The sequence below is a fragment of the Mesorhizobium sp. CNPSo 4684 genome (assembly GCF_057784315.1).
The window spans coordinates 60,670-83,015 of the sequence record NZ_JBWLUX010000019.1 but is presented as its reverse complement, the minus strand read 5'-3'; the positions used below and the strand labels follow the sequence as shown (position 1 = coordinate 83,015).

Here is a 22,346-nt window from a genome sequence, read left to right as displayed (position 1 = left end):
AAGTTCATGAACGCGTTGGCGTCGCCCTCTTAGGGGATTGCAGTCACGTCTAAGGAGCCAAAAATGTCGATCAATAGCGCCACTAACGTTTACAGCAGCACGAATCTCTCGCTGGACAACAGCCTGAATCCTTCGCAGTTCGCACAGGTTTGGTCGAGCTCGGCATCTGCATTAGACAGGACTCAGCAAAGAGCGCCGTCCTTTGACGGGATGCTGTCTAGTTACCTGCTCGAAGCAAAGGATAGTCCCTTCGCGCTTCGGGATGCGCTGTCGCGGAATATTGACTTGCCTGAAGGATTGTACCGGCCCTCATCGGAACCGCTGTCGGATGCCGCGTCTTCCCTGGAAGAGTTGTCCCGGCACCCACTGGACCTTCTGCCGCCACATATGAGGGCAGCAATCGAAGCAATGGATCAGCAGCCCCAGCCCACTGCGACTGATCCCCAGGCCACTGCGACCGATCCCCAGCCCGTGGCGCCCGCGCCTATAAGAAGCGACAGAATCACGTGGAACGGAGGCTCGCTGACCGATCGGGAGTTGCAGATCGTGGCGGTGCTGAACCGTCACAAGGACCTAATGCCCCTCGATTGGAAATCGTTGGGGGAGAAAGCCAATGATCCCTCCACGCCACCGGACTTGAAAGCGGCGATCGAGGCCTTGCAGCAGGATCCAGAGCTCTTTTACGCGATCGGCTCGCAGGGCGATGGCCGCTGCGGCGGCAAGATCAAGGCGAAGGATCTGGCCGGATTCTCCAACGGTCACCCACAAGTTGCGGCGTTTCAGGAGCAGCAAGCGCAAAACTACACAAAGAACTACATTCCATCCGACACCACTGAAAATACGCAGCCGTCGGTCATGACGGCGAGCGATGCGATGCGCGAGCTTTACCGATACTCCGAAAACCTGCCGAAGAATCTCAGTGTGGCTGATTTCAAGCAAATCGTTTCAGGCGAAGCCAAAACCGGCAAATGTCCGCCCCAGGTCATTGCTGCGGCTCAGTACTTCGTCGACCACCCATCTGAGTGGAAGCAGTTGTACGGTGGTACGATAGACAAGGTTCATAAAGAAGATTTCCTGCAGGTCGCTTCATCAGCGATGAGCCTCACTCGAACCGAGCTGGATACTATCGAAACGATCAAGAGCAACCAGGACGCCTTCTTTGGGAGCGGTGTCCTGACTCGTGATAAGCTCGCGAAGATGGCAGGGGACAAGAGCCTGGATCCGAAAGTGCAGCAAGCGGCCTCACAGCTACTCGCGGATCCTCTACTGTTCAGCCTGCTGAACAATTCGATCACAGGCTACAAGACCCACCATCGTTTCTTCGACTTCGGCGGCGGGCATACGGTCGATTCCGGAGACATCAGCAAAAACGATTTCGCCCACTTCTGCGACGGTATGTCGTCTGCGAATCGCGCCGTTCAGCAGCCCAAGACCCATGTGCCTGAAACCGCTGCGGAGCAGGAAGCCACTTCGGACATGATGGCGGGCCTGACGGACCAGCCTGATACCAAGTCAGCCAAAAAGAACGGCGGAGCTTTCATGCATGCGGTATCCGGAGTGCTCAAAATTCACTCTCAAATTCTTGACTGGGCTGCAACGGCGGTGGGCTTGCTTAGCTTCGTCCCCGGCCTCGGACAAATAGCCGATGTTGCATCGATGGCGCTTTCAGCAGAGGCGCAAGCTGAAAATCTTGTCCGTACAGCCATTACCGGAGGCAATATGAAGCATGCCCTGGAAGAAGCTGGCATCGCTATCGGAGCACAGGCGCTCGGCCTTATTGCGGGGCCTGAGGTCAAGCTGGCAATTCGCAACGGACTCGTGAAGAAGGCGCTCGAAGAGGCCGCCACGGCCGGGATCAATCTGCCGATTACCGTGGCTCAAAGCTATGCAGAAGGTTATTTGAATAACCTGCACGCACGCCTTAACTCCGCGCCTGCATAAGCCGGTGGTGTTCCCAACCGGGTCGGCACAACGGCTTTGTCTCACCATTGCCTGACGTGCGCTTTCCTGCGCGTGCCTTGTCCATGCGGTCGATCGGGCGCCGCGCAGGCTTTGCCTCCAGCTCGCCGATCTAATCGGCGGCTGGAAAATCGGAAGTTCGAGATCCGGTCCAGAGCAGGTCCAGCTTGATCCGGTGGATCTATTTTTGCACTTGGCCGATGAGAAGGTGAGTACAGCTCGAAAAGGCAACCCCACAGGAATTCTGCGCGCCAAGCAGAGAGCCACACCAAGGCCTCATAGGAGGTGGATTTTCAAAAGGATTGCCGCACAAAGTGGAACCTAGCTCCGGTCAGCCCGGCCGCAACCCGAACATCGGTCGCGACCCTGGCCAAGTGTCAATGATGACGATGCTATCCGTCTTGTCTAGCTGGATATAGCAAGGAAACCGCGCCGATCCGCATCATCAGCTGCGGACGGCGAACATGCTGATAGGTGCGGCGCCCGCGAAGATGGGACCTCCGATAGCCCGGGGCCCATGGTTGCGTAACAGCCGCCGCGTGGCTCACGGCCACGCAGCCGCGCTGACTTGCTCGAGACGGCCCGGCCTCGGTGGTGGCGCCTCGCCATTGAACCAAGTCGTTCGCCGGCGATAAAGGCGGCGCGGAGCTTTTCAGATCCCAACAACGATCGCCGCTCAGTGCTGTTGCCGTCGTCCCGTGGCCATGGGTGCTTGGGGAATTGTCGGCCCCTGTCGCGGTGATAGTCACCGCTGCATTCCAAGCAAATGATCAGCGCTGCCCGTCGACGTGAGGTGGGGGGGCAGCGTGTACCCATCCGGGTTGTCCAACGATCTCGATTGGGCGACGATCGGGCATTTAAACAAGTTTGCGCCAGCCATTGCGAATTCGAAGAATCAGCGATCGTGCCTCCTGGGAGCAGGTGCCGACTCTATCGGGCGAAGAAGAAGAACACGAAATCACTCACCATTTTTGTCCGCGGTGAATGTCCTGTATTTGGCAACCGGGATGGCCGCACGATCACCCTTGCTTGGTGTGACAGCATTGTTGTCGAACAAGTCGCGCGGATCGTTGATCATTGCCGCGAGATTGTGGCGCGTCGAACAGCCAAATGTCTGGTCGAAGAATTCATCGTTGAGCACCGTACTGGAAAACGACGGACACACAGGAGGGCGGGCCTGATAGACAATCGCCTCTATTCGCGCTGCGCGGCCGTCGTGTTGGTCCAGCAAGTGGATGTTGGAAGCGGCGATACCCATCAGCTTCGCCTGATGGACTGCCTCTGCGCTGAGCAGGGGCGACCCGCTGATAAGAAGACGAAGCGCATCGCGCCGACCCCTGCTGGCCCTGTCGAGGAAAACGCGCAGACGCTGCAGTTCTGAAGCGCGAAGGCTTTGCAATATGAGGACGGTGGTCTCTTGCCGGATGAGAATCGGTGTCGATGGCTCTACATAAATGGGCGCGCTTACGCAGCCACTTAGGCTTGTTGTCAGGGCAACCAAGAGAAGTTTGATCCGCAACGTCACTCTACCTGCTATTCGATAATAAAGCCGTCACTGCTCTTGGCATCTGGCGCGGAGCTGCGCACAGCAGCGCGACCTCGCGGAGCTGTTGCCGACGAATTCGTCACAGTGACACCCCTGGCCGAGTGCAAAGCCATACGGCCCGTTGGCGCGCTCATCTGGTCGGGGCTCGATCCCGGTCTTACGATGTAAGGCGTAACCAGAATAACCAATTCCGACTCATCCTTTTGAAATGAGGACGAACGGAACAGCGCGCCAAGGACCGGCACTTCGGCGAGCCCTGGGAAGGCACTGATGCTATTGCTGACGTTACGCCGGATCAGCCCACCAATCGCAAAGCTTTGCCCGCTGGCGAGTTCGACGACCGTGTCGGCACGGCGAGTGGAAATTGCCGGCACTGAGATGCCGTTGATTTGAACGGCACCTTGTGACGTGAGTTCACTGACTTCCGGCTTTACGCGAATATTGATCTGGTCGTTGCTGAGAACTGTGGGTAAGAACTCGAGGCTGACACCGAAGTGACGGAATTCAATCGAAACTTGCCCATTTTGCTGAGGGACAGGGACAGGAAATTCGCCTCCTGCGAGGAAGCTAGCGGTCTGACCGGACATCGCAGTGAGATTCGGCTCAGCCAAGACGGAAGCAATGTGCTCCTTGGCGAGCGCGTCGAGCACCGCTCCGATGCTGACATTGCCATCGTCGTATCCGATTTCCGCTGTACCACCACCACCAGCGGCACCAGAGGCGGCACCTCTGTCGCCGCTTATCAAACCAACTTTGAAGTTGCCGAATTGTCCGAAGGCCGACAGGTTAATACCCAGTTGCTTCATGGCGCCACGGGAGACCTCGGCAACGCGCACACTCAGATTGACCTGCAAGGAACCAGCGACCTTGATGTTGTTGACGACCTGCGCACCGTCACCGAGAAATTGCTCAGTTACGCTTTTCGCGGTGTCGACGGTTGCTGCGTCGGGCGCTGTACCGCTAAGGATTGCGCCGCGCGGCGTATACTTGACGCGGATCGGATAGTCGCCGACCTGCTCCCTTAACATGGCCCGCAGATCGCCGATCGGTTGCGTGACGACAATATGCAGCTCGGCCAGAGCCTCGCCCTTATCATCCAAGGCGAACAGGCTGGTCCGCCCGGTTTTCTTGCCGAAGACGAAGACGGTTTTGTTCGAGGCTGCCTGATAGTCGGCGATCGTAGGGTCGGCAACAAAGATGGTAGCGGCTGGGCCGGGCAGATGGATTGTCTTGCCGAGCGAAGAGGAAAGGTTCAGCGTGGCATGGATGCTATTGGAAGCGGCATCCGGCTTCACGTCATCCCCGTTTTCTTGAGCCGCGGCAGAAAGTGGCGATAACAGCATGAGTGCGCACAGGAGAGGGCCCAAGTAAGGACAACCGGTAGCTCTCCAATCGTCGATGAGGGTTGGCCGCCGATTGGTGCCACGAGAACGAGTTCGAACCATTTTCAAGAGATTCTTTCTTTCACATGACCAACTATGCGGATGCCGCATCAGGCAATTCAAGAATGTAACCAATGCCCCGCACGGTCTTGATCAGTGGCGTTGCACCTGACCTCCTTAGATGTCCACGTAGGCGATAGATTCCGACTTCGAGCGCGTTGGTAGATACTTCTTCGTTGAACGAATAGAGATGGCCTTCCAACTGCTCACGCGGCACAATGCGGCCTGCACGATTAAGCAGATGCTCAAGAATACATAGTTCGCGTCGTGCGATCGTCAGAGGACGACCTGCCACGCAAATCTCTCGGCTGATCGGGTCGAAGTTGAGGTTACCAAATACAAGGATAGGGTCGGTCATCCATGTCGACCGGCGCTGAATGGCTCTCATTCTGGCGATGAGCTCTTCAGGACTGACCGGTTTGAGTAGAAAATCGTCCGCGCCACCATTGAAAATGGCGATTCGCTTCTCGGGGTCGCCAAGACCGCTCATAATGACGGCAGGGACCGAATGGCCCTCGCTTCTTAGCTGCTTCAGCCAGCCCAAGCCATCGCCATCGGGCAAACCCAACTCTAGCAGGAGAATTTCATAGCTCGCGCAATGAAATGCACTCGAGGCCTGTTCCAGAGTGCAAGCTACGTCAACGGCAAAACCGCTACTCACGAGCGCAGCGCGCACAGCGCGCACGAAAGCCGTATGATGATCAACGAGCAACGTTCGCATGTCACCTCACATCGATGCAGGAAATCAATTAAGCGTCACCGTCAGCCAGGCCCGGGGTAACAGCAGAAGTCGCGCGCAGCGCATTCGTTGCCACTCTTTCGCATGAGTAATTGCTGAAGCATGCAAGCCGCATGCCGGCAGCCGCGTAAGATCATGTGAAGACCTGTCTGCGGACCGAAACCGACGGTCGGCCGGCTCAAAATGCCGCCAACCTCGCCTGCGATTTCTCTGCGCATCGAACCTCCTGCGTGTAGCGCCCTGCTTTCATCAGCCAGCGTTGCCCGAAGCCAATGATTCGATGACTAAAGGCGTTAGCTTTGAAGAACCAATCGATTGTTCTGGTCGGAGGCATCCACGCGGTGGATCGGTTCAGGGTTATCCCGATGCGGTCCAAGGAACCGACATTCGAAATGACCTCGATCGGTGTGCAGGCTGATGAAGCCTTCGACATGGGTGTACCCAAGCGCAGATGCGCATAGCGATTTGACGAAGCTGTCACGACATAGGTGCCGCAGCCGGTGCGTGGGAGTGAGACCAACTGTCTGAAGCAAGTGCAGCGCTTCGCCGACGATCGATGCTCACCTATCGGGCTTCCCTTGCCAATGCCGACAGAACGTCGCGACGTGATGCCCGGAGCGGACGCCGCTGCGTTTTGTCGACTGATTGGAGTTAAAGCCGAAAGCCAATCAGTCAAATCACCTGTGCACCCAGATTTCCCCCAACGCTTCGATTGCCAATCTGCTCGCAAAACACGGCCATCTCCATGGTGCATGCATTCCTGGTGTGCTAGCTGCCGTGCTATCCTAAGCCCAGTTCGAAATAGGCCAGGCGTTCCTGGGTCAACCCTCAGATGGGCGTGACGCCGCGGGGGCAGGAGACCCTGCGCATGCTCGCCGCCTGTTGAGGTATCGCGCGCTGGCTTGCGCCATAGGAGGATCATAAGGTCAGGGTAAATGTCGACGGGCTTGAGAGCGCTCGCCGATCCTCGGCGTTCTCGGTGACAGAATCCGATCCTCGTCGACGGCACGCGCGCAGTGCAGTCCTCCCTGTTGAGATGCTGGTTTCGTGTCAGCGAGATGCACCCGTCGATAAAGGAGCTCACGCAACCGGTCCGGGGCACTGCACGGAGCGGCCGACCTGCGGATGAGTTTGCGCAAAGCAGGGATGCCTCGGAAGTCCGACACGGACTATCGGGGCGTCCTCCAGGAGCGTCTCGATCGTGTCGCCGGTGGAGAGGCGCCATAGATCGCGCTGACGGCGAGCCGCGTACCTTCCTTTATCGCTAGACGACCCTTTGACCGCTTGCCGCCCGCGTTGCGCACCGTCCGCAGTCTCAATTGAAGTATCGTGGTCGGGGCATAGCGGTCGGCGCTCGACCGTGTCCCGAGCCAAGGCCACGTGGCCAACTCGTGGTTCAATGTCCTAGCAGGCGAGGGGCACAGGAGTTACGGGGACGGAGCGGCCTCTTACAAATGGCGAGACCCGCCGCCACAGGCCTGAATGGCACAAAGCTCAAGCCAGCGCGCGCGAAGCGGACAATGATGACCAGCCCGGCGGAATCCGACGGCGCCGGTGAGCGCGTGATGCATGTCCGAAACCTGACAACGACAGAAAATATGTCGGGTTCAATACAAAAAGTACCTTGGGATGATGGCGGCTTTCAAGCGAAGTCATCCCGCACTTGGCGCTGAGCACGTTGGCACGACCTTTGCTGGTTGAATTCCGGCAACAATGAATGTGGCAACACAAAGTTAAACGGGCCGCACCAGGCGGGCGAGGCGAGCGATGCTCTCCTTTCCTTGAACCTGAGTGCCCCTCGCTAAGATGCAAGCGAGCTCGACCATAAGTCGCTGCCTCGTGGCATGGCCTTGGAGACCAATATGGCATTGCAGATTGACTCACCGGCTCCTTCAATCAAGGCGGAGACTTGGCTGCGTGGTAAGCCCCTCACCAGCTTCCACCCCGGCAAAGTGTACGTCGTCGAGTTTTGGGCAACTTGGTGCCGACCATCTGCCGCGGCGACGTCCCAATTGGTGCAACTGCAGGAGAAATATAAGGACGACGGACTTGAGGTCGTCGCAGCCGCTGCCGATGACTACGCCGTCTCGCCTGTTGAGGCCCGAGCCAAGCTGGAATCATGGCTGACCGAAAAGTTCTCGGATCTGAACTATCGGGTCGCATTCGATTCCTCAGGGGAAATGAACAGGCTTTGGAGGGAGCGCAGCTTTTCTGTCGGGCTGCCCACCTCGTTCGTGGTCGACCGGGATGGCCACGTCGCTTTTATCGGTCACCCGTGGCAACTCGAAGCGGTGTTGCCGAAAGTGATTAACGGCAGCTGGCGCACCAGCGACGATGCGAAAGCGACCAATCTGGAAAGGGTCGCCAGAAACCACAACGAAATAGCGCGCGAAGAGGCTTTGAAGAAGCCGATCTACGACAGGTTCTGTGCGGCGATACGGAAAGAGGATTGGAGGACGGCGCTCTCGGCAATCGAACAGGGAGTAGCCCTGATGCCGGATGATATCCATTTCCGCTTGGCTCATGTGCATTTGGTGGTTCACAAAATGCATGACATGTGGACCGGCGTACCCCTCATGCGCGAATTGGTTCGGGATGCGATCGACAGAAACTCCGAGAACTGGATGCTTGCAGCCCTGGACCAACTCTTCGGTCCCGCGCATGACCATTCGCGCTTCCCGTCCGCCGAGCGCTTCGCGTTCGGCAAAGAGTTGTCCCAACACATTCTCGCACTTAATCCCGCGCAAGGCCCAAAGTTCCAGTCCTATCCTGCAGTAGCCAGGTACGTTTACGAGAGCGGCAACAAGGATTGCGCGATCGAGTTGCTGAAGCTGGCACTGAAGTCGCTCGATGACCCGGAGCCTGTTCCGGACGGCCTGAGACGACATCACCTGCCAGATCTGCTGCAGGCCTTGGCCAGCTACAAGGCTGGGAGGACTGTGACAGCGCTCTATGCGCGGCTCTGCAGAACTTTTCCCGAAAATACCAACGTGCGGCCAGCCGGGGAAAATATGTAAAAAGGCACGTCAATTTGCATGTTTACTGGTCAATTCGTCCATTTCCTTGGCGTGGCCGCAGCAAATAGGCCCGATGCAGTGCCACGTAAGTCGTTTGCGGCAGGTTCAAGGCTCCAATCTTGCGACCTGCGGTCACATCGCGACGCAATCGATGTCGCACGCGTAACCGCGAAGGCCGCGCAGTCGAAGACGCCCCCGAGGCCGGCCACCAGGCCATCGATTTCTTGGAATTGCGCGCCCCGAACCGGGCGCCGACAGCGCAAGTGTGCCCGAAGTAGGCGTTGCCGAGCAAAGAAATCGTCCTTCGAGGAAGAGGAATGGGAAAGTATGAAATGTGGGACGCGGCGATTAGCCCCTGCGGTCGACGAGGACGAAGCGGCCCTTGCCACCCCATTCGTCAGATGTCTCGTGCGGGTGATCCGGGCCCAGGAAGCCTACTGCTTATGGGAAGGCAGATCGGACGCCGCGCTGCTGGCGGACTTCATCGTCACCAAAAAAAAGTTCCGTGCGATTGCTGGCATGGGCTATCCCGATCCGTACGTGCTGTGGAGGCTCGACATGTTTTACACCGCCGTCGGGCTTGCGATCGCGGAGCGTTTCCGCCCGGTGACATCGCCAATCATGGAGATGAGAACCGTAAGGCCTCCGGGCGCGTGCCTTGCGGGACCAGGTGTTTGTTCGTTCTCTCCTGACGTCGATCGGTTCGGCTTTGCGACGGTCCGGCAACTCGCGGAAGCCGGTACCAAACTGGTCGACGATGCGACCGCAGAGATTGAACCCTGACCGGCGTGGCGATGGCGTGATGAAAACCGGAGACGGGTTAATGTCAGATCTCGAGGAGTTGCGGAAGAAAGTCCGCAGGCTGCAGTCGCGTGCGGGAACTGCGAAGATGGAGTTGCACGATCTTGCCGAGGACCTGCCGGTCAACTGGACTGAGATCAACACTGTTGCCGCAGAAACGTTCGCCGTTTTTGCCGAGTGGGACGCTGCCAAGAGGGACCTCGCTGCGCGGGAGAATTCGCGATGACGAACGCTTTCGTCACCCGCGACGGATCCACCTGGATGCCGCAGTATCTCACCGCTATCGACGGCACGACCTGCATCGGCTGCGGCCGCTGCTTCAAGGTCTGCTCGCGCGAGGTCATGCACCTTTACGGCGTCGATGACGCGGGTGAAATCCTCGGCCGCTGCGACGGCGAAGACGACGATTTCGATGGCGAGCTCAATCGCATGATCATGGTCGTCGACCATGCTGGCCGCTGTGTCGGCTGCGGAGCCTGCGCGCGCGTCTGCCCGAAGAACTGCGAGACACATGTTGCGGCCGACAAGATGACTGCGTGACATGGCCGACAAACCAGGAGAACTGCGTTGCCCTATAGAACCTTCTGTCTCGTCCTGTGGCTGGTGCTGTGTGCCGTCGCTTCGACTGTCTACGTCGCTTCGCATTCCATCCGCGCAGTGGTGGTCACGACACTTGCTTGTTCGTTGCTCCTTCAGCTGACCTATTTCGCAAGCGTGCTCTTTCTGGTCTGGCGATCCGGCTGCGCTAGCAGGGCCTGCAAGAACGGAGCATTTCGGTCGTTGGAAGAAAATCGGATGGCGCCGAACGATTAATGAGGTGGCCGATGGATCCTCAGACATGCCTGAGCGTCTTGCAATTGGCCGCATGTTGCGGCTTCGTTGAGGCGTGGTGGCAAGACCAACATTTCAGTCATTCCAGTCCCCGCAGAATGCAGCTTTTCAGTTCGATTTGCAGCGGGACTCGATCGAAGCAGGTCGCATGCCGACCACTTGATTCATTGGCTTATGAGAAGCTCGGGCTTTTCTTGAACATTGGACAACGCTGCTTGCCGCAAAAGCGACACGCCTCTTAGCCGACCCTGCAAACTAGGCTTTTGCCGGAGAGAACATGCTTCAAAAGTTCGAGCGCTACCCGCTCACCTTTGGACCGACGCCCATCGAGAAACTCGACCGCCTTGGCATGCATCTGGGCGGAAAGGTGGAAATCTACGCTAAACGGGAGGACTGCAACTCCGGACTCGCATTTGGCGGAAACAAGCTGCGCAAGCTCGAATACATAATCCCCGACGCCATCGCCTCAGATGCCGATACGCTTGTTTCCATCGGCGGCGTGCAGTCCAACCACACGCGCATCGTGGCCGCGGTCGCGGCCAGGATTGGCATGAAATGCCTCCTGGTTCAGGAGAGCTGGGTCCCACATGAGGATGCCGTTTATGACCGTGTCGGCAACATTCTTCTGAGCCGCATCATGGGAGCAGAGGTGCACCTGGTCGACGAGGGCTTTGACATCGGGATCCGCCGCAGTTGGGAAAAGGCGCTCTATGAGGTCAAGGCAAGGGGCGGCAGACCCTATGCAATACCAGCTGGCGCGTCCGTTCACCCATATGGTGGTCTCGGCTACGTGGGGTTCGCGGAGGAGGTGCGCGCTCAGGAGAAACAGCTTGGGTTCGCATTTGACTTTATCGTGGTTTGCACCGTCACGGGCTCGACACATGCCGGCATGCTCGTCGGATTTGCCAATGATGGTCGACATCGCAACGTCATCGGTATCGATGCCTCTGCCACTCCAGCGCAAACCAAGGCGCAAGTGCTGGCAATTGCAACATACAGCGGAGCTCGTCGATCTCAAAATGGGACTGACTGGTCGAGGAAGATGTGGTGCTGCTCGAGGAGTACGCTCACCCCTGTTACGGCATTCCCTCCCAGCAAACCAAGGATGCTATGCGTCTGTGCGCGCGGCTCGAGGGTATAATTACCGATCCCGTTTACGAGGGCAAATCGATGCAAGGGATGATCGACCTCGTCCAGAAAGGCTTTTTTGCCGAAGGTTCGAGGGTCCTTTTCGCGCATCTCGGTGGTGCGCCGGCGATCAACGGATACAGCTACAGCTTTCGCAACGGCTGACCCATACGGGCCGCGTCAGAAATGACCCGGCTGGGCGTTAGACAAGGCCCGGTTGGTGTTGACCGCACCTTCCGGGCCGTTCTTTTTCTGCGATGGATCATGTCATGGCAGGGATGCTGGGAAATATAGGCTTGAGCAGCCGTTTATCCAAGGAATGCGTGCAAGATTTTGCGCTGACGCCCGGCGCGGCGAAATGATCGACTCAAAAAAATCAGAGGTATGCAAACAATGTTGCGTAGCTAACCGCCTGCCATGAACGCTTCGACGTGTTAGCCTTTTTTTGTTGTAGTCTGACCCGCGAAGCGGCCTTCATACCCACGAACCGGCGTGCCCAGAGTTTGCTCAAAAATCAGCTGGCAAATTTTCATCCCAGTCCGCAGTTTGACCGGTACTTTATTGTGATTGACCATTTCGAGCCGGATCTGGCCGGCGAAGCCTGCATGGATGGTCGGGGCGGTTAGATGAATTCCGATCCCTAATCTTGCAAGAGAGCTTTTCCCCTCAACGCGAGCAGCTATCCGAGACTGGAACTTCAATTCCACGAACTCGCGCGTCCAAGCCAGGATCATGTGGTGGGGCGGGAATTCAAACCCGTGCTCTTCATCGATATCGACGGGCGTAGTGATTTCCGCCATTACCTCTTCGTGATTGTATCCCTTCTGCGAAGGATCAATAGAGAGGTTAATGCCTGTCTTCTGGTCTTTGAAAAGGGTCAGACGTCGATCAAGGGTTAGATCGAGGCTGGTCGAGCTGTAGAAGGAGATGTCAGGGGCGGGATCGATAATGATCGCTTCGTTTTGCAAAGCGATCTGGATTTCCCTGTCAGTCAGTATCATCCCGCCCCTCCATGTCTATTCTACCGATGCTTGTGGCACCCATACTCTCCATGATCCGTTGATGGTTTCACGCGGAAGCTCAACAAGCAGGTTCGAATCATGACTATTTATCGGATAGCCAATCTCTAATTTATTGTCCTTAAGTGAACGTTGATTCACAACCAAATGTTCAGCGCCGGTAGTGGTGTCCACAGAAACCACTACCTCACTAGGGTGCGTCGCAGGACCTACGTGCCTAACCCGAACCTTCATTGATTTAACCTCCTCAGCCAGGCTGCATATGATTTTTGAACCCAAGTTGAGCTAGGGCGGCTGATTTGCCTATCCATCGCACTTGTTTTCAACAGTTTCCTTGCACCAGGCTTGCGCCCGAACAAAGCGAGAACAAAATGCCAGTTTTTGGCCAACTGGTCGAATCACATTTTGTTCTGAGTGTCGAAGGTCGGGCGTTAACATCCCGTTAACCCAATGCGAACGGCCCACCTTGTGGAGGGGCGGGCCGCTCTTGGGTTCTGTGTTTTCAGCTTGTTTTCTTTGGGGTGCCAATGTCTCTACGGGACTACATGTTGACCCGATATCGGTGTCAGGCACAAGCGCTACGCCCGTTCGTCGGGGTTGTCAAATATAGTCGCCCCCGGCTGGGAGCCGTCGCGACGGCTGCGGCCGGAAATTAACGCGCAAGTATTCCGCACTGTTTTTCCCACTCGTTAAGGCCTGCTACGAGGGCGCCAAGATTCTCACTTCAAAATCGCGGCTTTCCCTGGGGCGAGGTCTTCGGCGCCCTTATCGTCGCAACCCCACTTCTCGATCTGCTGCTTCACCACGTGGTTGTCGTCCAGATCGAAGGATCGAGCTATCGCTCCGCCATCGAGCCGAGTTCATGACCCAACACCTGCGATAAAAAGCTTCCATCAGCTGCCGACAATAAATCCACGATCGCGGCCGTGCAGGTTCTAGGTCAGGCTTACGTCAGGTGCAGGGGGTATTTTTGGTGTCGAAGCGCGCAATGCTGTGGTTACGGCGGACTGGTTCCTCGCCGGCGCAGCGTGAGGAGTTCCGCCCTGCTGTGTCGAAACAAAGCGGTTTCGGCCGTCGCGGCGGGACCGTGTGTGCCAAGCGTTGTAACCGGCATTGTCGCCTACAGAGGAGACGGATTTGACGGGAGTTGGCCGACGTTTGAATGCGCCCAGCGGATCAGGCACGCACTGGTCCCCCGCTGAATCAGATCGGGGCAGTGGAAAGGATGGCTCGGCGTTCGGTTCTGTCGTGCAGGGCTTGCGCCCCCACGATAGAGAGTCAGGATCGTCCTCCGCTCAACGGCCGCCTTCGGCCACCGATGTCGGGCGCCGCACGTCAGCCGATTCCTCCGTTAACGCGCGTGATGGCCGGCCAGTCGACTTGCCGCAACGGGACGCGACAAGTCGGGAAGAAAGTTCGGCGCGTTGGAGTGCCGAGGGCCGCAGTGCCGACCCGTCTAGGAGTTCGCAACTACGTGTTCCTTCGTCGCGCAGGCAACCCGTATCCGGCCTGGAGCGCAGACCTAAACGGCGGCGCCTGGATGATGTCGCCATGCAGGGCGAGCAAACTGCAATCTCAGAGGCACAATCTAACGAAGCTCTACACGCGATCTATTACGCCCATGACATCGTGGGATTCTCATGCGCAGTGGTGGAGCATGACAGACGGCTGCAGGACGCGGGCGACGAGATCCATGCAGCCTTCCTGCAAAAGGCCGCCGCACAGTTCAGAAATCAATTCGTCCCTCGCTTCGACGACGATATCCGCCGCGGGAAATCGTGGGGCTACGCCACCGCATGCAACGCGGTCAGTCGCGAGACCGGAGGTCAGGAAGGTATCGAAGCTTGCAAGGCGATGGCAGCTCGGGTGTCGCAGCTTCGTAATGCATCATTACGTGAAGTCGACCCCAAGGCCCTTTCGCTCTTGGCGGCATCATTTAGTCGGAATCCGCAGTCGAGAACATGCCGCAACGGAACAATCAGAATCGCCGAATTTTGCCGCGATGATGGCAGGGCACTAGGGGCGCTGAATAGTCAAAGTCTATCGTTGCTGGTGAACGGTTTCAGCAAGTGGCCGGAATGTCCGGAAACTCGTGCCGGCACTGAAGCCGTGGCCGGTGAGGTCCGTCGCCGCACCGACCGGCGTTTCCGGCTCGCTGATTTTAAGCAGCAGCATCTTGCGAACCTCGTAAACGGTTTTAGCAAGTGGCCGGAAGAGGAGTGGTCTCGCCAGGCCTCCGGAGCGATTGCCGGTGAGGTTGTTCGCCGCACTCGCGATGACTTCGGGCTCTCTGCTTTTAATCACCAGGACTTGGCGAACCTCGTGAACGGTTTCGGCAAGTGCCCTGAACAGGAGGTCTTTTGTAAAGCCACAGTTGACATCGCGGGCGAGGTTCTTCGCCGCGACCGCCGTGCCGGGCTCTCTGAATTCACTAACCAGGAACTGGCGAACCTGGTGCAGGGTTTCAGCAAGTGGCCAGAAGAGGCGGCTTCTCGCCAAGCCGCAGGCGCGATAGCCGGCGATGTCCTGCGTCGTGACCACCGTGCCCGGCTGTCTGATTTTACTCCGCAGCATCTTGCGCTCTTTGTGAACGGTTTCAGCAAGTGGCCGGAAGAGCAGTGGTCTCGCCAAGCCATCGGAGCGATCGCCGGTGAGGTGGGCCGCGGCGCCGCCCATGGCGGGTCCGGGCTCTCTGCTTTTAATCACCAGGACCTGGCGAACCTGGTGAACGGTTTTAGCAAATGGCCGGAAGGGGATGTCTATCGCCAAGCCACAGTCGCAATCTCTACAGAACTCTCTCGCCGCGCCGGCGAGCAAGGGCTCTCGCATTTTACCCCACAGGAGCTGGCCAACCTGGTGAACGGGTTCAGCAAAATCCCGCACGATGCGGACTATCGCCAAGCCACAGCCGCGATCGCCAGTGAGGTTATTCGCCGCGGCGTCCAAATTTCTGATTTTAATCACCACGACTTGACCAACCTGGTGAACGGTTTCAGCAAGTGGCCACAACAGGCGGAATGTCGCGATGCAACACGCGCGATCGCAAGTGACGTGTTTCGCCGCGCCGACCAGTTGCCTCATCTTACTCAGCAGGCGCTGGCGACATTCGTGAACGGGTTCAGCAAGTGGCCGGAAGAGGCGGCGTCTCGCCAAGCCGCAGTCGCGATCGCCGGCGAGGTCAGTCGCCGTGCCGCGCGCGGCGAGTTCGAGCTCTCTGAGTCTGATCCCCAGGACCTGGTGCACCTGGTGAACGGCTTCAGCAAATGGCCGCACGAGGCGGGCTGTGGCAGCGCCACTGCGGCAATCGCCGGTGAGGTCCGTCGCCGCCCCGACCGGCTCTCTGCTTTTGATCATCAGGGTCTGGCAAATCTTGTGAACGGCTTCAGCAAGTGGCCGCAAGAGGCGGCATCTCGCCGAGCCACCAGCGCGATCGCCAGCGAGGTCCTTCGCCGCGGCGCCCGACTCCGTGACTTTGCAAACCAGCACCTGGCTAATCTGGTCAATGGTTTCAGCAAATGGCCGGAGCGGGCGGACTGTCGCGATGCAATGCGCGCGATCGCCGGTGAGGTCTTTCGCCGCGCCGACCAGTTCCCTCATCTTGCTCAGCAGGCGCTGGCGACATTGGTGAATGGTTTCAGCAAGTGGCCGGAAGAGGCCGCCTCTCGCCATGCCACAGTCGCGATCGCCGGCGAGGTTAGTCGTCGCACCGCGCGCGGCGACGTCGGACTCGCTGATTTTAATCGCCAGGACTTGGTGCACCTGGCGAACGGTTTCAGCAAATGGCCGCAAGAGGCGGGCAATCAGCAAGCAACGGACGCGATAGCGCATGAGGTCCTTGCCCGCCGCGCCCGACTGTCTGATTTTACGCGCTCGCACCTGGCTAGTCTGGCGAACGCTTTTAGCAAGTGGCCGAACGGGGCGTATTGTCGCGAGGCGACAGCCACAATCGCGGAGGAAATCCGCCAACGCCAGCTCTCCGATTTTGCTCCGCACGAGCTGGCCAACCTGGTCAACGGTTTCAGCAAGTTGCCGGAAGTGGCGGCATCTCGCCAAGCCACTGCCGCGATCGCAAGCGAGATCCTTCGCAGTCCCCGGCTCAGGGACTTTAATCAACAAGATCTGGCTAATTTGGTGAACGGTTTCAGCAAATGGCGGGAAGAGCCGAACTGTCGCGACGCCACGGTTGCGGTCGCCAACGAGGTCCGCCGCCGCCAGCTCTTTGACTTTGCTCCGCAGGGGCTAGCGAACCTGGTGAACGGTTTCAGCAAATGGCCGGAGGCGCCGGACTGTCGCGACGCCACGGTCGCGGTCGCCGATGAGCTCGTTCGCCGCGGCGTCCAGCTCTCTGATTTTACCCACCAGCACTTGGCTAATCTGGCGAATGGATTCAGCAAATGGCCGGAGGCACCCGACTGTCGCGATGCCACCGTCGCAATCGGACGAGAAGTTGTTGACCGTGATATCCGGCTTTCTCCTTCGCAGGAGCTAGCGAACCTGGTGAACGCGTTCAGCAAGTGGCCAGATCAGGCGGAGTGCCAGCAAGCCACGATCGCGATCGCGCATGAGGTCTTTCTCCGCGCCTCTTTGCTCTCTGGGGTTGATCCGCTGGAGTTGGCAAATCTGGTGAATGGCTTCAGCAAATGGCCTGAAGCGCCGGAATGCCGCGATGCGACGTTTGCGATTGCGGGTGAACTCCTTCGCCGCGGCGCCCAACTTTCCAATTTTGCCCACCAGCACTTGGCTAATCTGGTGAATGGTTTCAGCAAGTGGCCGGAAGGGGCGGGCTGTCGCGATGCAACACGCGCGATTGCCGGTGAGGTCTCTCGCCGAGCCGAACTCTCTGATTTTTCCCCCCTGGGTCTAGCGAACCTGTTGAACGGCTTCAGCAAGTGGCCGGATGAAGAGGACTGTCGCAAAGCCGCGACCGTGATCGCCGGGGAAGCGCGTAAGCGCCAGTTCGCCGATTTCGCTCCTCAGGTCGTGGCGACCTTGATGAACGGATTCACCAAGTGGCCGGAAGAGGAGGCGTGCCGGCAGTCCACGATGGACATTGCGCGCGCATTGGGCACGCGAGGGCAACGATTCGGTGTGTTCACCACCCCCCAGCTGACTATTCTCGCCAATGCTCTATCACGAATGATCATGAGGGCAGAGGACAGCGGGGACATTCCGGACGCTGCTCTGCCGAAGGATCGGTTGCATAAGCTCGCCCACCACCTGCACTACGATAGTGATCGCCTGGCACAGGCTGGCGTTCTGCACATCACAACCATTTTCAAGGCGCTGGGCAAGGCTCGCCTGTCTGATGATTTCGGTTTGCTCGCACCGACAGGCTTGAACCGGCTCGCGGAATTGCGTCAAGCCCCTGAATTTACGGCCCAGAACGATCTGGAAACCATGGGTAATCTGTGTGCTGCTCTGCTGCCGCTGGCGCGCAGCCCGCAAAAGGCCCTGCGCTGGCACCGCACGCAGGCCCTCAACCTGCTCAACGACCTCCAACCCGTGGTCGAGCAGAAGATCGAGGCGCATCTGAACGCAAGCGATGCGGAACGGACCCGCGGTCCGCTCGCCAGCCGCTGCCCCGCCTTGTCGATCTATCAGACGCTCAAGGCCCGGGCGGTCCTGGAGAGATTGTTCAGGCCACCGTATGTCGAGGGCAAGAAGTCCGATTTGCGGGTGAGGCAGCAAGAGCTTGAGTTCAAGACCAAGGAGATCCTGGACAGTACGCGCGGCCTCATAGAAGGCGACCTTTCCAGCATGAGCTGGAACCTGATCGCGCAGATCGAGGCGGAAAGTCCAGTTGATGCCCTCGACTTATTCATGGAGCAGGATGCGGCGGCGATCCAGGCCCAACATCCTGCGTCGGTGTTCGACGTGCATCAGGTCTTGCGAAGCATGGATCACGAGCCCAGACCGCCGCAGGGTGAGGCGGGACTGATGCAGCTGCCGGTGGTGGACATGCAGGGCCGGCCGCTGGCCACGGAACCGGAGAAACGGTATTCGATTTTTCATCGGCTGACCTCGGGAGCTTTGCCGGTCGTTGCGGTGCAGCTGCCAGGAACCCCGAGCGCTTTCATGCTGGCGCGCACGGTGAACGTCAACGGGGTGCCATACCGCATGGACCTGTTCGGCGGCAGCAAGTTGAAGCCACCGCGATTGACCGTGTCTCAGATCGCAGCCCGTGCTCCAGGCGACGCAGCAAAGCCTTCCGGGGGAAAGCTGCTGGCCATTCCCTATGCCGATACCGCACCGGGCACCGCCTTCGAGCAGCTGTCGCGTGCCTGGGCTCCTTTCAAGGAGGCATATTATTACACTCAGCGCAGGGGTTTTGCCGCGCCGCCGGCAATCAAGGGCCTGGGGGTTCACGACTACGCGCTGGAAGGCGCCTTCAAACTGTCGCTGCTGCCGGATCGTCCCGCCAACCAGGAGCATCCCTTCAGGCTGACTGGGCCGGCGGGCCCGATCGCCTTGCGACCGCATGACGGCTGCGGCTTCATCAGGGCCTCGCTGGCCGAACGTATGCCGGCTGTTCGTCGCGCCGGCGAGCAGGAAGGTCCTGATCGCGTGCCTGCCTATGGTGAGGGAAGGAAATCATGCCTGCCAGTCTCGGCGCTGCAACATTATCCGCGCGGCGAGCAGGTGGCGGACGAGGCACGCGAGAAAGCCATGACCTGGCTCGAGAGCCGACATGGCCAAGAGCTGTCGGCCGAAGATCTGTTTCGCACCGTGACCGCCGGACATATCGACGGTCCCGGCGCCGTTGCCGTACCCTCCAGTGATGAGAGTCTCCATGTGCCAACGCTCAAGAGCGAGATGTTGGCGGGGACGAGCGGCGTGCTGATCGGGCGCTCGCCCTATGACAAGCCGAACCTGCGCCCGTTTGCGGCCGAAGGAGTCAAGTCGGCCGTCGAGGGGGATCCGACCGCTGTGTTTCTCGACAACTGCACGGCCATCCAATACAGCTTCAACGTCGCCCAGAAGCAGGGGAACGAACTGTCGGCCGACGATCCGACCTTTTTTGCCAAAGGCATCCTGATCGTTGTGCCGGATAAGATGTGGCCGGCAGCCTACGCCGACCGTGGCCTGATCCTGTCTGCCGAGGACGTCAAGTGCCATTCGAGCTGGACCTCGGGCAAGGACCGCGTCAAGGAGGACACGCCGCTTGAGTGCCTCGGCATCCTGCAGGCGACCGAGGTATTTGCCCCGGGCTCGCTCATTGCCGTGCCGACCCGTGAACAGAAAAAACTTGACGGTGACTTCGACGGAGACAGCCTCATCATCGTCGGCGACCGGCCGCAGCTTTACGAGCATGTCAGGCAATTCGACGAAGAGGAGCAGGCTCGCGGACTGCGCTCTCTCAAGCCGCCAAAGTCGCATACCCCGGCGATTGAGGACGGTCGCTACAAGTTCGGCCGCGCCAGCCAGATCCTGGCCGCCACGCGCAATGTTCTGGAGATCTATACCGGCCTGCAGCGAAACTTCCTGGCTCAATCGCATCAAGGCCGACGCTGGTTTGCCGAGCGTGCCATATTCGGCACCTACGAAGGTCTTCACCAAGAACTCAAGCGCGACATCCGAGGCCTGTTGGAGCAGGAACAGGTCAGTGCTGAGGATCTCCAGGACAAGCTCGAGAGGGCGCAGCACGAGATAGAGCTGGCAGACCATCCAGTCGCACGCGAGATGGCCGAGTTGCTCCTCGGCGAGCTCGAGGTGTGGGCCGCGAGGCTGGATGAGCAAGTCGGCCCCGCAACAGCCGCCAGCGTGAGCGAACCACAGCTCGAAATGAGCCAATCGCTCTGCGAGCTGTTCCCGGAGCTGGCGGAGACCTATTCTGCAACACCTCGGCTACGAGACCGCATCCAGCTCCTCGTCGACCGTTACCCTGCGCGCATCGACCCGCGGCCCGATGGTTACAATCCGCGTGACCTCGTGCAAAGCGCAAACAATCTCATGAGCCTGGGTATCAAGGTGGGAACTGACGCCTATAAGTCCGACACTGGCGCGCACATCTTTATGTTCAAGAGCAGGTACCTTGGGCGCCTGCTGCAACAGATACCAGGGTTGAAACCAGTGCCTTACACCAAGAGCATTGCGGCTGCCCTCAACCAGGGCCGGTTCGATGTCGACGCGACATTGCACGATCTGAAGGACAATCCGACGCTGGCGGCTTCCGTCATGCAAGCCTCGATCCAACTTGTTTCCCAGCGAGGGATACTGCCTGAACCCTCGCGCCGGGGACTTGTTGCCGACGATTCCGTCATGACAATGACCTTGACTCGCGAGCAGGCCGTACTGCGCGCCCAAATGGAGGCTTCCCGCGCTCAAGCCGAAGAGAAAGACATCACCCCGGCGGCAATCGCGGTTGCCGAGGCACTCAGAAGCGCCGATATCCAGGTGGAGATGCCCCACCTTGCTCAGCGTTTGAGATCGGAAAGCTCGATGACCGACCACCTTGTCGGCATGGAGGCCTCGTTCGAGACTGGCGCCCAGCTGATCAGCAACGCTGTACGCCACGTCTTCGAATTCCCTGATAAGGATTTTACACGTGCCTTCAAGAAAGCCATTCTGGCCTTCGACGAGAGCGGCTATGCCGAAGTCAGCACGACCAACTGGTTCAGGTCGCGATCGCCCACCTTCGTCGGCATCAAGACTGTTTTCGCCACGCCGGGCGGCTACCGGTTCGAGGTGGAGTTCCATACGGCGGACAGCTACAAGGCCAAAATCGACAATCACGACACCTACAAGGAGCTGCAGAAGCTGCAGGAGTTGCAGCGAGAAAGCCATGAACCCCTGGATCAGTCCATAGCCGAGCAACTCTTGGAGCGCGTGCGACAGGCCTGCAACAAGGTCGTCATCCCCGACGGAGCCCTAGCGATCCCTCACTGGGACGCCGACGCGGATAGCACAGTTGGTGCAAGCCTGGCTCGTCGATTGCACGTAGCGCCGCAACGACGCGCGGAGCACTCCCCGCTGGCAACAGAGATTCTTGGCGCCCTCGATGCGCGATCGATCGTGCTCGTCGGCATGAAGGGCGCCGGGAAGTCCAGTGTGGGCCGTGCCCTCGCCAAACGACTAGGGCTGAGGTTTGTCGATTCCGATAGAGAAATCGAAGCGAAGACCGGCAAGTCCATAGCCAAGATTGTCGCTGAGGATGGCGAGGCGCATTTCAGGGATCTTGAGGTGAACCAGATCAGGCAGTCGCTCGAACAAGGACCGGCTGTGCTCGCAACCGGTGGTGAAGCATTCATGATCGACGAAGTCCGACATCATGTTGGCGAGAAGGCGGTCTCGATCTGGCTCAATACCAGCGAGGACGTGATCAAGCGGAACTTGAGACGCAAGGGTCCGAAGGTGCAAACCGCCGACCACGACCAGGCCATCACTAACCTGATGCACGCGAGCAATCCCGCCTATAAGCTCGCTGACCTCACCATTGCCCCGCAGCACCAGCGGGATCTCAAGAGCGCGAATGCTTGCCTGACCGCGCTCCACGCCCATCTTTGCGGTGAGGGGAGGCAGGCCCAAGCTCGTTCCGGCTTGGAGGAAGCGGCACCATGATGGCCAGCCGCTCGGTTGCCGTTCAGCTTCTCCACCTCCTGCATCCGGCCGACGACCGGATGCAATAAGGCGGTCCTGTCAGTGCGTCGCCTCGACGTCCTCTTGCAACGCCTCCCGCGAACTGATGTCGGTGCGCGAGCGGCCCGGAATCCCGTCGCTCGGCTTTGATACCATCGTCGAGAATGATGGGACGAAGCAACGGCGTTCGAGAACTGCATGCAGATCCATTGACGAGTGGACAGGCTTGAGCGAATGCCGCTCCGCTCCGTTTCAAGGGCTCCCTTTACAGCAAGCTGTTCGTCAGCG

The 22,346-nt window shown here is 58.9% G+C and carries 12 protein-coding genes and 2 pseudogenes; 9 read left to right on the top strand and 5 right to left on the bottom strand.

Annotated features, from left to right (window positions below; genetic code table 11):
* The first annotated feature begins 63 nt into the window (after nt 1-63).
* On the top strand, nt 64-1,941 hold the full coding sequence (locus tag AC04SG_RS19170; protein WP_488552315.1) for an HrpF/NolX family T3SS translocon protein: 1,878 nt from the start codon (nt 64-66) through the stop codon (nt 1,939-1,941).
* A gap of 976 nt (nt 1,942-2,917) precedes the next feature.
* Here the strand turns inward: AC04SG_RS19170 and AC04SG_RS19165 are convergent.
* The 4 genes from AC04SG_RS19165 to AC04SG_RS19150 form a co-directional block, all read right to left on the bottom strand.
* Nucleotides 2,918-3,484 carry a CpaD family pilus assembly lipoprotein gene (locus AC04SG_RS19165; protein ID WP_488552314.1) on the bottom strand — a complete coding sequence of 189 codons (567 nt, stop codon included), beginning with the start codon at nt 3,482-3,484 and terminating at the stop codon, nt 2,918-2,920.
* A gap of 8 nt (nt 3,485-3,492) precedes the next feature.
* The gene (locus AC04SG_RS19160; RefSeq protein WP_488552354.1) at nt 3,493-4,950 is read right to left on the bottom strand and encodes a type II and III secretion system protein family protein; all 1,458 of its coding nucleotides are present in this window, start codon (nt 4,948-4,950) and stop codon (nt 3,493-3,495) included.
* Nucleotides 4,951-4,981: 31 nt separating this feature from the next.
* Complete coding sequence (locus tag AC04SG_RS19155) at nt 4,982-5,668, bottom strand: response regulator (protein WP_488552313.1); 687 nt, start codon at nt 5,666-5,668, stop codon at nt 4,982-4,984.
* 196 nt (nt 5,669-5,864) lie between these two features.
* A complete protein-coding gene (locus tag AC04SG_RS19150; protein ID WP_488552312.1) occupies nt 5,865-6,119 on the bottom strand; it encodes a hypothetical protein in 255 nt (84 codons plus the stop codon).
* Between the two features lie 1,429 nt (nt 6,120-7,548).
* Between AC04SG_RS19150 and AC04SG_RS19145 the strand changes: the two genes are divergently transcribed.
* The 6 genes and pseudogenes from AC04SG_RS19145 (at nt 7,549) to AC04SG_RS19120 (ending at nt 11,628) form a co-directional block, all read left to right on the top strand.
* The gene (locus AC04SG_RS19145) at nt 7,549-8,703 is read left to right on the top strand and encodes a TlpA disulfide reductase family protein (RefSeq protein ID WP_488552311.1); all 1,155 of its coding nucleotides are present in this window, start codon (nt 7,549-7,551) and stop codon (nt 8,701-8,703) included.
* Nucleotides 8,704-9,030: 327 nt separating this feature from the next.
* Nucleotides 9,031-9,486: a DUF269 domain-containing protein gene (locus AC04SG_RS19140; protein ID WP_488552310.1), complete on the top strand. Its 456-nt coding sequence runs from the start codon at nt 9,031-9,033 to the stop codon at nt 9,484-9,486.
* 40 nt (nt 9,487-9,526) lie between these two features.
* A complete protein-coding gene (locus AC04SG_RS19135; RefSeq protein ID WP_488552309.1) occupies nt 9,527-9,730 on the top strand; it encodes a CCE_0567 family metalloprotein in 204 nt (67 codons plus the stop codon).
* Nucleotides 9,727-10,044 carry a ferredoxin III, nif-specific gene (fdxB, locus tag AC04SG_RS19130; protein ID WP_488552308.1) on the top strand — a complete coding sequence of 106 codons (318 nt, stop codon included), beginning with the start codon at nt 9,727-9,729 and terminating at the stop codon, nt 10,042-10,044. The genes AC04SG_RS19135 and fdxB overlap by 4 nt, the downstream gene beginning before the upstream one ends.
* A gap of 63 nt (nt 10,045-10,107) precedes the next feature.
* Complete coding sequence (locus AC04SG_RS19125) at nt 10,108-10,317, top strand: exopolysaccharide production repressor protein (RefSeq protein WP_488552353.1); 210 nt, start codon at nt 10,108-10,110, stop codon at nt 10,315-10,317.
* Nucleotides 10,318-10,612: 295 nt separating this feature from the next.
* Nucleotides 10,613-11,628 (top strand): annotated as a pseudogene (locus tag AC04SG_RS19120) (1-aminocyclopropane-1-carboxylate deaminase).
* 269 nt (nt 11,629-11,897) lie between these two features.
* Here the strand turns inward: AC04SG_RS19120 and dcd are convergent.
* Nucleotides 11,898-12,464 carry a dCTP deaminase gene (gene dcd, locus AC04SG_RS19115; RefSeq protein WP_488499313.1) on the bottom strand — a complete coding sequence of 189 codons (567 nt, stop codon included), beginning with the start codon at nt 12,462-12,464 and terminating at the stop codon, nt 11,898-11,900.
* Between the two features lie 691 nt (nt 12,465-13,155).
* Between dcd and AC04SG_RS19110 the strand changes: the two are divergent.
* A pseudogene (locus AC04SG_RS19110) lies at nt 13,156-13,362 on the top strand (ATP-binding protein); the annotation flags it as partial.
* Nucleotides 13,363-14,033: 671 nt separating this feature from the next.
* Entirely contained in the window at nt 14,034-22,040 is an 8,007-nt protein-coding gene (gene xopAD / locus AC04SG_RS19105) for a XopAD/skwp family type III secretion system effector (RefSeq protein WP_488552307.1), read from the top strand.
* Nucleotides 22,041-22,346 lie beyond the last annotated feature (306 nt).

What these genes read in the sequence shown, in the direction of transcription:
- AC04SG_RS19170 (WP_488552315.1), top strand. Translation starts at nt 64, where the DNA reads ATGTCGATCAATAGCGCCACTAACGTTTACAGCAGCACGAATCTCTCG.
- AC04SG_RS19160 (WP_488552354.1), bottom strand. Translation starts at nt 4,950, where the DNA reads ATGGTTCGAACTCGTTCTCGTGGCACCAATCGGCGGCCAACCCTCATC.
- AC04SG_RS19155 (WP_488552313.1), bottom strand. Translation starts at nt 5,668, where the DNA reads ATGCGAACGTTGCTCGTTGATCATCATACGGCTTTCGTGCGCGCTGTG.
- AC04SG_RS19150 (WP_488552312.1), bottom strand. Translation starts at nt 6,119, where the DNA reads ATGTCGAAGGCTTCATCAGCCTGCACACCGATCGAGGTCATTTCGAAT.
- AC04SG_RS19145 (WP_488552311.1), top strand. Translation starts at nt 7,549, where the DNA reads ATGGCATTGCAGATTGACTCACCGGCTCCTTCAATCAAGGCGGAGACT.
- AC04SG_RS19140 (WP_488552310.1), top strand. Translation starts at nt 9,031, where the DNA reads ATGAAATGTGGGACGCGGCGATTAGCCCCTGCGGTCGACGAGGACGAA.
- AC04SG_RS19135 (WP_488552309.1), top strand. Translation starts at nt 9,527, where the DNA reads ATGTCAGATCTCGAGGAGTTGCGGAAGAAAGTCCGCAGGCTGCAGTCG.
- fdxB (WP_488552308.1), top strand. Translation starts at nt 9,727, where the DNA reads ATGACGAACGCTTTCGTCACCCGCGACGGATCCACCTGGATGCCGCAG.
- dcd (WP_488499313.1), bottom strand. Translation starts at nt 12,464, where the DNA reads ATGATACTGACTGACAGGGAAATCCAGATCGCTTTGCAAAACGAAGCG.
- xopAD (WP_488552307.1), top strand. Translation starts at nt 14,034, where the DNA reads ATGCAGGGCGAGCAAACTGCAATCTCAGAGGCACAATCTAACGAAGCT.